The organism is Duganella sp. Root1480D1 (assembly GCF_001427305.1).
Taxonomy (GTDB): domain Bacteria; phylum Pseudomonadota; class Gammaproteobacteria; order Burkholderiales; family Burkholderiaceae_D; genus Rugamonas.
The window spans coordinates 325,784-339,759 of the sequence record NZ_LMFZ01000045.1 but is presented as its reverse complement, the minus strand read 5'-3'; the positions used below and the strand labels follow the sequence as shown (position 1 = coordinate 339,759).

Sequence of the window (13,976 nt, the reverse complement as noted above, 5' to 3'; positions counted from 1 at the left end):
AGCCAATGTTTTAACCGCGGTCTGCGCAATTTCATATTCCGCGTTGGCGTATTTTGCAATTGCAGCGGCATGGAGCAACTTACACAATGCACACTGGAACAAGGGAAAAGGCAGAACGATGAAACCTGGGGTGACAAATGCGGTCCTGGCATTGGCGCTGTGTTCTGCGCCATTGGCACAGGCGCAGAACTGCGGTGGCGGTGGCGGGGCAATCGTATGCCTGAGTGCCAACGGCAGCGGCAGTGACGTCCGCCTCGAATGGACCGTCGAAGGAGCCGTCAGCGACCTTCAGGTATACCGCGATACCGACAGCAGCATGGCAGGCGCCAGCCAGGTCGCGCTGCCGGAGAAGAGCGCTACCAGTTATGTCGACCGTAGTGCGGTTCCGGGCACGGTCTACTGGTACTGGATCAAATTTAAGGCCGGCGCAAGCAGCTTGCAATCCGGGGCGGCGCATGCCGCGCGCGTTGGCGTCATGCGCGATATGACCAGCATGCAGTTGTCGGCGCAAATGGCGCCTGGCTGGAACCTGGGCAATGCGCTGGAGGCAACGGGCCGCGCCTACATCTGGGGCAGCCGCAATTTCAACGAGACCGGCTGGGGCAATCCCAAGGCGTCCCAAGCGCTGTTCAACGCCATCAGGGAAGCCGGCTTCAGGAGCGTGCGGATCCCAGTGTCGTGGAAACAGTACGCCGATGCCGATGACAATATCAGTCCGCAATGGATGGAGCGCGTGACCGAAGTCGTCAACTATGCCCATAACGCCGGCCTGGTTGCGATGATCAACATCCATTGGGATGGCGGCTGGATGCAGCCAACCTTCGCCGCGCAGGCCATGGCCAACGCCAGGCTGGCCATGTTCTGGACCCAGATTGCCAACAATTTCAGGAATCACGACGACACGCTGCTGTTTGCCGGCACCAACGAAGTCATGGTCGATGGCGACTATAACGCGCCTACTGCCGAATACTGCGAGGTGCAGAAAGGCTTCAACCAGGCCTTCATCTCCGCCGTGCGCGCTACGGGCGGCAATAACGCTACCCGCCACCTGGTGGTCCAGGCCTTCAACACCAATATCGATCACTCTGTCAGCTGCAACGCCACCATGCCGGCCGACCGCGTCGCCAATCGCATGATGTTGGAGGTCCATTACTACGACCCTTACAGCTTTGCGCTGGACGAGAAGAGCGCTTCCTGGAAGTGGGGCCAGGCGGCCGATCCATCCGGCGGGTTTAATGAGCCACACGCCGACCGCCAGTTCCAGAAAATGAAGAACGGCTTTATCGACAAAGGCGTGCCGGTCCTGCTTGGTGAATACGGGGCTATCCGGCGCACGGAACATGATCCATCCGGCGTCAACCGCAAGTATTGGGACCAGCATATTACGCAGGCTGCATGGACGCGCGGCGTGGTGCCGATGTACTGGGATAACGGCTATGCCGCCAACCACCAGATGGGCCTTTTCGACCGCGCGACCGGCAAGCAGACTTTCCCCGATGTGATATCGGCCATTGTTGATGCGGCCCGGCCGCGTTAGTTGTACCAGTTTTGACCTGGACGCGGGGCGGTTGATGCCGGCCCGCCTTCCTGGTGCTCCTGTTGTACCCTGTAGTCTCCTCTACCCTTTCCGGTAGTTTTCGGGGCGGCCCCACGGCCGCCCCTTTTTTCGAGGAACCCATGAAATTGAAGAAAACGATCAGTCTCCTGTCCGCCGCGGTTGCCATGTGCTGCGGGTCTGCGCTGGCCGCATCGGATGCAAAACCCTGGATGAATACGCAGCTGGGCGCCGCCGAGCGCGCCGAGCTGGTGGTCAAGGAAATGACCATGGACGAAAAGCTGAAGCTGGTCTTCGGCTACTTCGGCATGGATCAAGAGGCCAAGAAGTTCAAACGTCCGGATGAGTCGTACAACCAGTCGGCTGGTTTCGTGTACGGCGTGCCGCGCCTGGGCATTCCCAACCTGTGGCAGACCGACGCCGGCGTCGGCGTGGCGAGCCAGGGCGGCCCGCACGTGCGGCTGGCCACTGCGCTGCCATCCGGGCTGAACACAGTGGCGACCTGGGACCCGCAGACTGCATTCGCGGGCGGCGCCATGATCGGTGCCGAGGCGCGCGGCTACGGCTTCAATGTGCTGCTGGCTGGCGGCGTGAACCTGATGCGCGACCCGCGCAATGGGCGCAATTTTGAATACGGAGGCGAAGATCCACTCCTGGCCGGCAAGATGGTCGGCGCCCAGATCAAGGGTATCCAGTCGAGCCATGTGGTGTCGACGCTGAAGCACTACGCGCTGAATGACCAGGAAAGCGGCCGCACCACCCTGAACGTGAAGATCGACGACCAGTCGGCACGCATGTCGGACTTGCTGGCCTTCCAGATTGCAAACGAAGAGGGCAAGCCTGGTTCGGTCATGTGCTCGTATAACCGCGTCAATGGCGTGTATGCCTGCGAGAACAGCTATCTGCTGAACGAAGTGTTGAAGAAGGACTGGGGCTTCAAGGGCTGGGTCATGTCCGACTGGGGCGCGACCCACAGCACCATCCCGGCCGCCAATGCGGGGCTGGACCAGCAATCGGGCTTCCCGTTCGACCTGTCCGACTATTTCGGTGCACCGCTGAAGGAAGCCGTGCTGAATGGCTGGGTGCCGCAGGCACGGCTGGACGATATGGCGCGCCGCGTGCTGCATGCCATGTTTGAAGCCGGTGTGGTCGACCATCCAGTGGCATCCGCTCCGAACGCCATCGATTTCAATGCCCACGCCGCCGTCTCGCAAAAGGACGCGCAGGAAGGCATGGTGCTGCTGAAGAATGAAGGTGGCCTGCTGCCGCTGGCGAAGTCCGTCAAGCGCATCGCCGTGATCGGCGGCTATGCCGACAAGGGTGTGCTGGCCGGCGGCGGTTCATCGCTGGTTTATCCCCACGGCGGCAATGCCGTGCCTGGCCTGGAACCGAAAATCTGGCCGGGCCCGATCATGTATTACCCGTCGTCGCCGCTGAAAGCGATCCAGAAGCGCGCGCCCACGGCACAGGTGTCGTTCAACGACGGCAGCGACGTGGCAGCGGCAGCGAAACTGGCGCAGGAGAGCGACGTGGTGCTGGTATTCGGCACGCAATGGGTCGGCGAAGCGCTCGACGCGGGCAACCTGTCGTTGTCCGGCAAGCAGGATGAGTTGATCGCGGCGGTGGGTGCGGCCAATCCGAAAACGGTGGTGGTGCTGGAAACCGGCGGCCCCGTCACCATGCCCTGGCTGCCGAAGGTACCGGCAGTGCTGGAAGCCTGGTATCCAGGTACCAGCGGCGGGGAAGCGATCGCCAGCGTGCTGTTCGGCGAAGTCAATCCGTCCGGCCACCTGCCGGCCACTTTCCCGGCGTCCGAATCGCAGCTGCCACGCCCGGCGCTGGATGGCTATCCCGAGGTCGCCGACAAGCGTTTCGACGTCAATTACCATGAAGGTGCGGCTGTGGGATACAAATGGTTCGACCTGAAGGGGCTGAAGCCGCTGTTCCCGTTCGGCCATGGCCTGTCGTACACCGAGTTCGGTTTCAGCGGCTTGTCTGCCAGCGTGAAGAACGGCACGCTGGAGGCGGTGTTCACGGTGAAAAATACCGGCAAGCTGGCGGGCAAGGAAGTGGCACAGGTATACGTGGCGCCGCTCAAGGCCAAGTGGGAAGCGCCCAAGCGCCTGGCCGGTTTCCGGAAGGTCGACCTGCAGCCGGGCGGCGCAGCCAAAGCCTCGGTTACGGTCGACCCGCGCCTGCTGGCCATGTACGATTCGGCCAGCAAGACCTGGAAGGTCGCCAAAGGCGATTACAAAGTCACCGTGGCGGCCGATGCGGCGGGTGCTGGCGCGATCAGCACCGTGGTCCACCTGGAAGCGGTGAGCTATGACGTCAACGGCAAGCCGTTGCACCGTTCGCGCTGAACGAGGGGGAGGGGAGCACGATTGGTCCCCTTTAACTGGTTGAACTGTTATGATGCAAATAGCAGGCCCGGCAAGAGGCATTGCATCGAAAGAGACAGTTCAACCATTTTAAATAATGCAAGAGTTTTATAAGAAGGCGCTGCTGGCACTGATCGCCCTGGTGATCGGCGATGCGGTGCTGGCGTTTTTCCTGATCTACCAAAGCTACCTGTCGGTTCCCCTGCTGGCAACGAACAAGGCCGGCGCGGGTTGGCATTACATGACCAACACGGACGCGGCGATGGGGGGCACTTCGACTGCGCGTATCCCCGATCCCCAGCGCGAGCAGTTGCGCTTCGACTTCAAGTTGACCAAGGTCGGGCAGTATCCTTTTACCTCCGCGGGCATGCTCCTTCACGATGCCAAGGGAAAATTGGCCCAGGCCGACTGGACCCGCTATAGCGAAATTTCCTTCCTGGCCAAGTGCGCGCCATCGAACTCGATGATCTTCGGGATCTCAACCTTCGACGACAAAATCTCCAGGGTCGGCGATTTCATCACCTATCGCTCGCCGGGGACCTATTTCTCCTGCAATGCACGGGGCGTGCCGGTTACGCTCGACCTGACGCGGCTCGCCATCCCGGACTGGTGGTTCTATTCGGTCAAGCTGGACCTGTCGCACCAGGGTTATGAATTGAACAAGGTGTCAAAGATAGTCTTCGGTACCAGCAGCCAAAGCCCGATGGGCGTTGACTCCTACCTGGACATCAGCGAACTGACCTTGAATGGCCGCGACTACCGCTACATCGGCGCGCTGGCGATCGTCCTGCTGGCGAGCTGGCTGGCGTTCGCGGTATGGTTCTTCCGTGCCCACGCCCACGCGCTGACCGCCAGCCTGAATCTGAAGATGAAGAAGGATTTGCCACTGGTCGCTTACCGGCAATTAACCCTCGAACCGTACAAGGATAAGGAAAAGGCGACCGTCCTGCGCTATATCGCGACCAATTATACGAATACCGAGCTGGACCTGGAATCCGTGGTATTGGCAACCGGCACCAACCGCAATAAAGTCAATGAGGTTTTAAAAACCGAATTGGGCATGACATTTACCAGTTACCTGAATAAATTGCGGTTGACTGAAGCTGCCAGGTTATTGGCGGAAAAAAGTGGTGCGGCCGTGGCGGAAATCGCTTATTCTGTCGGTTACTCCAACGTTTCATATTTTAATAAGCTGTTCAAGGAAGAATACTGCTGCACGCCGAAGGCCTTCCGTTCCCTGGCCAGCCAACTGGAGTCGCCGGACGCCGCCGTCCTGGCCGACAATCCTGCCGACAATCCTGCCGACACCCCGTCCCCTGAAGGCGTACCATCCGCCTGACGCACTTGCACTCCCTGCAGAACTAATCGCAATTTTTGCATATTGATAGAAATTCTCCCGTGGGCGTTACTGGCTTGCGGGGGTGTCCGCCTATGCTTGGGCTGTGGCTTAGCTTCCGCTATCCACTAAATAAAAAAATAGCAACAGCGCCCCGGAACCATCCGCGGCGCCAGCCCGGCTAATTGGAGACACCATGAAAACTATTTGGTCCAGCAGCGGTAAACATAATCCCCCGGCGAAATTCGTTCGAACAGGCAATATGCCGCGCAAGCGTGTCATTGCGACACAGTCCGCTTCCTAGCATTCATTTGAAACCTGTTTGGCGATTGGCGATTATGAATACTTCGAAAGCACACCGTATTGCCTTGCTGTTTAATGCAAACAAGAGTTTTGACCGCGAGGTTATTTCCGGCATCGCTGCCTATCTTGGCAGTACCCGGGCCACCTGGGATTTATTTCTGGAAGAGGATTTTCGCCTGCGCCTGGCGGGAATTGAAAATTGGCAAGGCGATGGCATCATCGCCGATTTCGACGATCCTGCGGTCGCGGCGGCACTGTCCCGCTGCAGCGTTCCGGTAGTGGCAGTTGGCGGCTCCTACTCGGACGAAGCCGAATATCCGCGCGGCCTGCCATATGTGGCCACTGACAATTTCAAGCTGATCAAACTGGCCCGCGACCACCTGATCGATGTCGGCTTGCACCGCTTTGCCATGTTCAGCCTGCCCAAGGCCAAGGAAAACCGCTGGGCGCAGGAACGCGAGAATGCCTTCCGCACCCTGATGGAAGCGGACAAGATGGAAGCGCCGATCTTCCGCGGCTGCGAGACCAGCGCTTCGGCCTGGGATGAATCGGTGGAAGGACAGATCGCCTGGTTGCGCAGCCTGCCCAAGCCGGTCGGCATCATCGCCGTCACCGATGCACGGGCGCGGCAGCTGCTGCAGGCCTGCATCATTGCCGGCATCGCGGTGCCGGAGCAGGTGGCCTTGATCGGCATCGACAACGACCCGCTGGTGCGCATGCTGACCCGCATTCCGCTCAGCTCCGTCATCCAGGGCGCCCAGGAAATGGGACGCACCGCAGCGCACTTGCTGGACCAGATGCTGCATGGGGTGCGCCTGTCGAACACGCGCATCCTGATGCCGCCGGCCGGGATCAATGTATTCGCATCGAGCCAGCACCAGGCTGTGCGCCATCCCCACGTGGCACGGGCGCGCCATTTCATCCGCCAGTACGCCTGCCAGGGCATCAAGACGCACCAGGTGGCGGAATATGTCGGCGTCTCGCGTTCTTCGCTCGAAGCCTATTTCCGCCAGGAGCTCGGTTGCAGCGTGCACGACGTGATCTTGCAGTTCAAGCTCGATGCCGCCAAGGCCGGCCTGGAGTGCGGCGAGCGCAGTATTGCCGACGTGGCACTGGGCTGCGGCTTTACCTCGACCCAATACATGCACCTGGTGTTCAAGCGCGAGCTCGGTTGTACGCCGAGGGCCTACCGCGACAGGGCGCTGGCGGTGGAAACGGAATGAACCAAGGGCCTGCGGGCCCTTTTTCCTGGGGCCTGCGCTCACCTGCCGGGACAGCAACAATTGGCCGGGCGTGCAGGGCGCCACTGCGGTGGCCCTCGGCGTGCCTCCGATTTTCCTGCCGATGAATTTCATTGACTGCGTTGACCATTTTCGCAATTGAAGTGCGATGCGGGCGCTCGCAGAATGCGATGCGAGCATTTCAACTTTACCCCGCATAGACAATGAAATTCAAAAGAATTGCCGCCGCCTGCGCGCTGGCGCTGGCCGGCTTCACCACCGCAGATGCCTGGTCCCAAACTGCTGAAGGCCATCCTGAATGGCCAGGCGCCGGCCAGCTTTTTGTCGGCACCAACTACCAACCCTTCGACCGTAGTGGCCGCGACCAGATCGAGCGCGACATCCAACGCATGAAGCAGGCCGGGATGAAGGTCGTGCGCATGGGCGACCTGGCGTGGGACGCCTTCGAACCGGCCGAAGGAAAATTCGATTTCACGCTGTTCGACTGGATCATGGACCGCATGCAAGCCGCGGGCCTGAAGGTCATCATGGATATCCCAGGCCAACCTGCGCCGGTTTGGCTGCACAAGAAGTACCCGGGCGTCGACATTGTCACCGAGCGCGGCGCGCGGCTCGATCCGGTCGAACGCTACATGGACGACACCAGCGATCCGGACTACAGGCGCCTGCTGGTGCGCCTGGCCGACACCATGACCAGGCGTTATGCAAAACATCCGGCACTGTTTGCCATCGGCTACAACAACGAGAGCGGGAATGGCATGGTGTCGTACTCCGAGGCCGACCGCAAGCGCTTCATCGGCTGGCTCAAACGCAAGTACGGCAGCATGGACGCATTGAACAAGGCCTGGGCCACGCAGCGCTGGTCGCGCCACCTCAACACTTGGGATGAGGTGCGCCTGCCGTATATCGAGGGCGCTGGACCCTACGAGCGCTATCTCGACATGCGGCGTTTCTGGTCGGACCAGACCGTTGAAGTACTGGAGCTGCTTGAAGCGGTGCGCAAGAAGAACGTGCCGGACAAGCCCGCCATCTCCAACCTGTGGGACAGCGCCTGGCGCAAAGGTTTCGACATGCTGGCCAACTACCGCAAGTATGCGAGCTATGGCGCGATGGGCTTCTATCCGGGCGACCCGCTGAGCGCCGGGTTTGAATCCACGATGATGCGGGCCGGTATGAAGGCGCCGATCTGGTTCAACGAGTTTACTGCGGGTGGGCCAGGCTACTACGGCACGCCGGGACGTTCGCGCATGTGGGCGCACTTCGGCCTGCTGATGGGCGCGCAGGCGGTGATGCCCTGGACCTGGCACAGCCACCACGGCGGCGAGGAACAGGCGCTGTTCGGCCTGATCGACCACGACGACCGGCCTTCCTGGAAGCTCGACGAGTTCGCTACTATCGCGAAGGAATTCGCCAAGCTGGAAAAGCTGGGCTTCCCGCGCCTGCAAGAGCCCAAGGTGGCCATCGCCTACGCGTTCGACAACATCATCGCCACCAACTTGCCGAAGGAAGGCATGAACAACACGGTGCGGCCATACGTCAACCCGGGCTACATGAAGCAGGCGCACGGCGCATATGAGCCGCTGTTCAAGGACAATATCGATGTGGCCGTCATCCACATCGGCCATGAGGACCTGAGCCGATACAAACTGGTGATCGTGCCCGGCATGTACTTGCTGGATACCGCTTCGAGGACGAACCTTCGCAAGTTCGTGTCGGATGGCGGCACGGTCATCATGACCGCGCAGTCGGCCAAGGTGAACGACAACAACCAGTGGTTCGACACGCCGCTGCCCGGCGGCCTGACTGACGTATTCGGCCTGCGCACCAACGCCTTCTACAACGCCGGTACGCTGCAGACCACGATCGGCGGCGAGGAGGTCAAGGCCGAGCTGGGTCCCTATGAGGTGTTGGAACCGTCCAGCGCCGAGGTGCTGGCGCGCTTCTCGAACTCGGACGGCAACGTGCCGGCCATCACAGTCAACCGCTTCGGCAAGGGACGCGCCATCTACGTTGCCACGGCGGCGCATCCGCAACTCATGGGGCTCCTGTACCGCCAGCTTTACGCCAGCCTGGGCATTACGCCGGGGCCGAAAACCCCCGATGGGGTCTATGCGCGTGTTGTGGAAGGCCGTAAGCTATACGTCAATACCACGGGCGAGCCCAAGGACGTGGTGATCGAGGGCGCCATGAACGGGGTACTCACTGGGAAACGCTGGCAAGGCGTGCTGCGCCTGGAGCCGTCGGGAGTCGAACTGCTCGAGAAGTGACGCAGCTATGTAAAAAATCGTTGTACGGACTGGTGATTTTCACAATTGCTGCGGCATGACGCGGCTTCCAGAATGCTTTCAGGGGCGGCTTCGGCTGCCCATTTTTCGATGAAAGCACACATGAAACTGAATAGAATTTTCCTTGCCGTCGCAATGTGCTACGGCACCATCCTGGCCCCTCAAGGCGGGCTTGCCTTTGCCAATGCGGCGCCTGGCGACCAGCCCTGGATGAACTCCCGCCTGGCGCCCGGGGAACGCGCCGAACTTGCGGTCCGGGCCATGACCCTGGACGAAAAGCTCAAGCTGGTTTATGGCTATCTGGGCGCCGACATGGACTACAAAAAATCCACCCGTCCGGCGGAATCCCGCCTGCAGTCGGCCGGCTTTATTTACGGCGTGCCGCGCCTGGGCATCCCGCACCTGTGGGAAACCGATGCGGGCCTTGGCGTGGCCAGCCAGGCCGGTCCGGATACCCGCCCCGGTACAGCACTGCCATCGGGCATGAACACGGCCGCCACCTGGGACCTCAAACTGGCCCAGGACGGCGGCGCGATGATCGGTGCGGAGGCGCGCGCCTTCGGCTTCAACGTCATGCTGGCGGGCGGCGTGAACCTGGTGCGGGAGCCGCGCAATGGCCGCAACTTTGAATATGGCGGCGAAGACCCGCTGCTGGCCGGGAAAATAGTCGGGGCGCAGATCCGCGGCATCCAGTCGAACCGGGTGATTTCCACCCTCAAGCATTTTGCGCTGAATGACCAGGAATCCGGGCGCACGACGCTGGATGTCAAGATCGGCGACCAGGCGGCTCGCACGTCGGATTTGCTGGCGCTGCAAATCGCGGCGGAGGAGGGCAATCCCGGCGCGGTGATGTGTTCATACAATCGCCTGAACGGCGTCTATGCCTGCGAGAACAGTTACCTGCTGACCGAAGTGCTGAAGCAGGACTGGGGCTTCAAGGGCTGGGTGATGTCCGACTGGGGCGCGCTGCATAGCACGATTCCGGCCGCGAATGCAGGCTTGGACCAGCAGTCGGGCATGCCATTCGATCTGGCCGACTATTTCGGTCCGCCGCTGAAGGAAGCCGTGCTCAATGGCTGGGTGCCGCAAGCGCGCCTGGACGATATGGCACGCCGTGTGCTGCACGCGATGTTCGAGCACGGCGTGGTGGACCATCCCGTCAAGCCGGCGCCGGAGACCATAGACCGCAAGGCGCACGCCGCGGTGTCGCTGAAAGATGCTCAGGAAGGCATGGTGCTGCTGAAAAACGCCGCCGGCCTGCTGCCGCTGGTTAAGTCCGCGCGGCGCATCGCCGTGATTGGCGGCTATGCCGACAAGGGCGTGCTGGCTGGCGGCGGTTCCTCCCTGGTGTCGGCGGACGGTGGCAACGCCGTGCCGGGCCTGGGGCCGAAAGCCTGGCCGGGACCGATCACGTATTATCCGTCCGCGCCGCTGAAAGCGATCCAGCGGCGTGTGCCGTCGGCGACCGTGGCTTTCCACGATGGGGGAGACGTGGCGGCCGCTGCCCGCCTGGCGCGCGAGAGCGACGTCGTGCTGGTGTTTGCCAACCAATGGACCGCCGAAGCGTATGATGCGCCGAGCCTGACGCTGCCGGATAAGCAGGATGAGCTGATTGCCGCGGTGGCGGCGGCCAACCCGAAAACCGTGGTGGTACTGCAAACCGGCGGCGCAGTCACGATGCCGTGGCTGTCGCAGGTGCCGGCGGTGCTGGAGGCCTGGTATCCCGGCACCAGCGGCGGCGAAGCGATCGCCAGCGTGTTGTTCGGCGAAATCAACCCGTCCGGGCATTTGCCGGTCACCTTCCCAGCGTCGGAATCCCAATTGCCGCGCCCGGTGCTTGATGGCTATCCCGAAGTGCAGGATCGCCGCTTCGACGTCGACTACCACGAAGGCGCGGCAGTGGGCTACAAATGGTTCGACCTCAAAGGGCAGCAGGCGCTGTTCCCCTTCGGCCACGGCCTGTCGTATTCGGAATTCACGCTATCCGGCCTGGCAGCAACGGTCAGGGACGGTATCCTGCACGCTTCATTCACGGTGAAAAACGTCGGCAAGCTGGCGGGCAAGGAAGTGGCGCAGGTCTACGTGGCTCCGCTTGGTGTGCGCTGGGAGGCGCCGAAGCGCCTGGCGGGCTTCCAGAAAGTCGATGTGAAGCCGGGCGCGAGCGCGAGGGGCGAGGTGACAGTCGATCCGCGCTTGTTGGCAACGTATGACTCTGCCTCCAAGACGTGGCAGGTCGCTGCGGGGGATTACAAGGTGATCCTGGCGGCCGACGCGGCCGGCAGCCAGGCCGTAAGCCAGGTCGTGCACCTGGAATCGGCCATTTACGACGTGAAGGGCAAGCGGCTGCGCTAAGCTGACCGCTTGCCGGACCGCCCCTTTTCGAAGGGACGGTCTCTCTACGACCGGCTGCCCTTAGTTCGAGTAGAACAGGCCGCGGCCGGTGCCGGAGACGTAGATCCGGCCATACGTGTTCTGGTCCGCAGCCAGCACACCGATGCCGCCGAACTGGTGGGCGTCGTCGTTGAAGCGGGTCCAGGTCGCACCGGCGTCGTCGGAGCGGTACACCCCCCACACGCCGCCCATCGTGCCGACCACGTAAATTGCGGCGGAGTACTTGGCGCCGCTGGCTGCCTTGCCCAGCGCGATCAGGCTGGCGCCCTGCGTGCCCGCGCCCGATGCGAAGTTGTTCAGCTTGGTCCAGGTCGCGCCGGAATCCACCGAGTGGTAGACCGTGTTGCCGTCAGCCAGCCACAAGTCGCCTTCCGCGTTCGGGTTGACGGCAACCGAAGTCTCCCAGAACGCCTTGGGTGCCAGGTTGACCGTGACCGAGCCCTGGCTCAATGTGAAGGTGTGGCCACCATCGGTCGATACATAGAACTTGCCTGCCGTTGCCCAGCTTGCCCCGCCGGAATCGTAGGCGTACACCTTGTTCGGATTCTTGCGGTCGGCGACCAGGTGGTAACCACGGTCCCAGCCTTGCGCGACTGCGGGAAGCGGCGGCAGGTTGGTGGCGGTCCAGCTGGCGCCGTTATTGGTGGTGTAGGACGGTACCGAGTTGGCCGGGGCCCAGATGATGCTGTTGCGGGCCGGGACTGCCACGCTGGCGCTGGACCCGGTATTGGCCTGCGCGCCGGCGGGCAGGGTCGCGAAGTTCGACCAGGTCTTGCCGCCGTCGCCGGACCAGAAGCCGAAGCTGCCGGTGCCGTTCCAGTTCGCCACGCCCGCGCCGGCGATGAAGAGCGGGTCGGCCCACGCCATGTCGGCGGCGTTGCCGTTGCTCCAGTTGGAGGTCGGGGCCAAGGTTGGCTTGACGGTAACGTCCGTCTGCAGCCAGGTGCCGATATCGCCCGCGCTGTTGATGAACTTGTACGGTGCGCCAGCCGGCGGCGTCACCAGCGACAGGGTCGCGGTTTCCTCGATATTGGTGATGTTGCCGCTCCAGGTCGGGGAAGCCGAAGAAGCGTTCTTGGTTTCAATGATGCCGCCGCCGTGCACGTGCAGGATGTGGTCGCGGTTGGCCGGATCGATCTCGACATCGTCGACCCAGCCCGAGGCGTTTTCGCCCGGCGTCATCGCTTCGATTTCGCGCCAGGTCTTGCCGGCGTCGTCGGACAGCTGTACGGTCTGCTGGCCGCTAAAATTGCCCCAGGAATTGGTCACGCCCAGCGCAATGCGGGTGGTGGCGCCGCTGCCCTGGACGGAAACACCACCAAGGCCGAAGTTGGTTCCGTTAAGCGGGTCTTCGCTCTTGAGCAGGGTCCAGGTACTGCCGTCGAACTTGTAGAAACGGCCAGGGCCGCCGGCGCCAGGGCCCGTATCCTTGGTGAATACCACGTAGAACATGCCGTCTGCAGCGCGCACCATGTGGGGGATGTGATAGCCGGAGACAGGCACCGGGACCGGCGACCAGCTCGCGCCGCCGTCGGTGGACTTGTACATATTCGATGCCAGGCCCGCAACGCTGACGTAGTCCGGTGCGATGGCGGCATAGATGGTCTGGGTGGCCGTGCCGCTGCCCTTGGTGCCGGTGTCGTAGACCACCAGCTCGACGCCCATCGCACCATTTGCGGCGCCGATCTGGTCCGACGTCATCTTGACGGAGGACAGTGCCGTCACCTGTGCCCATGTCTTGCCCGAGTCGGTGCTCTTCCACAGGCCCGACGCGCGTGAGCCGTAGAACAGGGTCGAAGGTTTGTTCGGGTCGACCATCAGGCGTTCGCCCATGGCCCGGCCGGGATTGTTGCCGCCCAGCGCGAAAGGCAGGTCGACGTGCGTCCAGTGGTCGCCGCGGTCGCTGGAGATGTAGAGGCGGCCATTGCCTTCAAAGGTGTACATGCCGGTTGCCATGTAGACCAGTTGGTCGTTATTCGGGTCGAGGGCGATGCTTTCGATGCCGTGGTATTTGCTCTCGGCCGCGCCGAAACCCAGGCCGTCGGTGATCGGCGTCCAGGACGAGGTAGCCTGGTTCCAGCGGTAGGCGCCGCCGATGTCGGTGCGTGCGTACAGCAGGTTGGCCGTCGTCGGATGGAAAATCAGGCCGCTGACATAGCCGCCGCCGCCCCATTTCACGCTGTTCCAGGTGGTACCCTTGCTGGCCGATGCGCCCCCGGTGCTGCCAGTGTCGGTGCTGCCGCCAGTGGCAGGCGGGGTGCCGGTATCGGTTCCACCGGTGGCAGGTGGGGTGCCTGTGCTGCCCGTGCTGCCTGTGCCCGGCGTACTGCCCGTGCTGCCGGTAGCCGTTCCGCCGCCGGAGCCGCTCGAGCCACCGCCGCAGCCTGCGGCGAGGCTTGCCGCGATGATCGCGAGGACGATCGTCCGCATTTTGAATTTGTTCATGCTTCCCCTTCGAATAAGTGTCAATTGCCGCATACGCAA

The 13,976-nt window shown here is 62.3% G+C and carries 7 protein-coding genes; 6 read left to right on the top strand and 1 reads right to left on the bottom strand.

Annotation, left to right across the window (positions count from 1 at the left end; translation table 11 throughout):
- The first annotated feature begins 130 nt into the window (after positions 1-130).
- From ASD58_RS24365 to ASD58_RS24340, 6 genes are all read left to right on the top strand, one after another.
- On the top strand, positions 131-1,537 hold the full coding sequence (locus ASD58_RS24365; protein ID WP_229210092.1) for a glycoside hydrolase family 5 protein: 1,407 nt from the start codon (positions 131-133) through the stop codon (positions 1,535-1,537).
- Positions 1,538-1,677: 140 nt separating this feature from the next.
- A complete protein-coding gene (locus tag ASD58_RS24360; protein WP_057263990.1) occupies positions 1,678-3,918 on the top strand; it encodes a glycoside hydrolase family 3 C-terminal domain-containing protein in 2,241 nt (746 codons plus the stop codon).
- A 115-nt stretch (positions 3,919-4,033) separates the two neighbouring features.
- Entirely contained in the window at positions 4,034-5,275 is a 1,242-nt protein-coding gene (locus tag ASD58_RS24355) for a helix-turn-helix domain-containing protein (protein WP_082565653.1), read from the top strand.
- Positions 5,276-5,610: 335 nt separating this feature from the next.
- On the top strand, positions 5,611-6,798 hold the full coding sequence (locus ASD58_RS24350) for a DNA-binding transcriptional regulator (protein WP_057263988.1): 1,188 nt from the start codon (positions 5,611-5,613) through the stop codon (positions 6,796-6,798).
- Positions 6,799-7,019: 221 nt separating this feature from the next.
- Positions 7,020-9,083, top strand: coding sequence for a beta-galactosidase (locus tag ASD58_RS24345; protein WP_057263986.1), 2,064 nt, complete (start codon positions 7,020-7,022; stop codon positions 9,081-9,083).
- A gap of 120 nt (positions 9,084-9,203) precedes the next feature.
- Positions 9,204-11,453: a glycoside hydrolase family 3 C-terminal domain-containing protein gene (locus tag ASD58_RS24340; RefSeq protein ID WP_229210091.1), complete on the top strand. Its 2,250-nt coding sequence runs from the start codon at positions 9,204-9,206 to the stop codon at positions 11,451-11,453.
- 60 nt (positions 11,454-11,513) lie between these two features.
- On the opposite strand, the gene ASD58_RS24335 is transcribed toward ASD58_RS24340, so the two are convergent.
- Positions 11,514-13,937: a sialidase family protein gene (locus tag ASD58_RS24335; protein WP_082565652.1), complete on the bottom strand. Its 2,424-nt coding sequence runs from the start codon at positions 13,935-13,937 to the stop codon at positions 11,514-11,516.
- Between the last annotated feature and the right edge of the window lie 39 nt (positions 13,938-13,976).

Coding starts and splice junctions, on each gene's coding strand:
- ASD58_RS24335 (WP_082565652.1), bottom strand. CDS start 13,937: ATGAACAAATTCAAAATGCGGACGATCGTCCTCGCGATCATCGCGGCA.
- ASD58_RS24355 (WP_082565653.1), top strand. CDS start 4,034: ATGCAAGAGTTTTATAAGAAGGCGCTGCTGGCACTGATCGCCCTGGTG.
- ASD58_RS24350 (WP_057263988.1), top strand. CDS start 5,611: ATGAATACTTCGAAAGCACACCGTATTGCCTTGCTGTTTAATGCAAAC.
- ASD58_RS24340 (WP_229210091.1), top strand. CDS start 9,204: ATGAAACTGAATAGAATTTTCCTTGCCGTCGCAATGTGCTACGGCACC.
- ASD58_RS24345 (WP_057263986.1), top strand. CDS start 7,020: ATGAAATTCAAAAGAATTGCCGCCGCCTGCGCGCTGGCGCTGGCCGGC.
- ASD58_RS24360 (WP_057263990.1), top strand. CDS start 1,678: ATGAAATTGAAGAAAACGATCAGTCTCCTGTCCGCCGCGGTTGCCATG.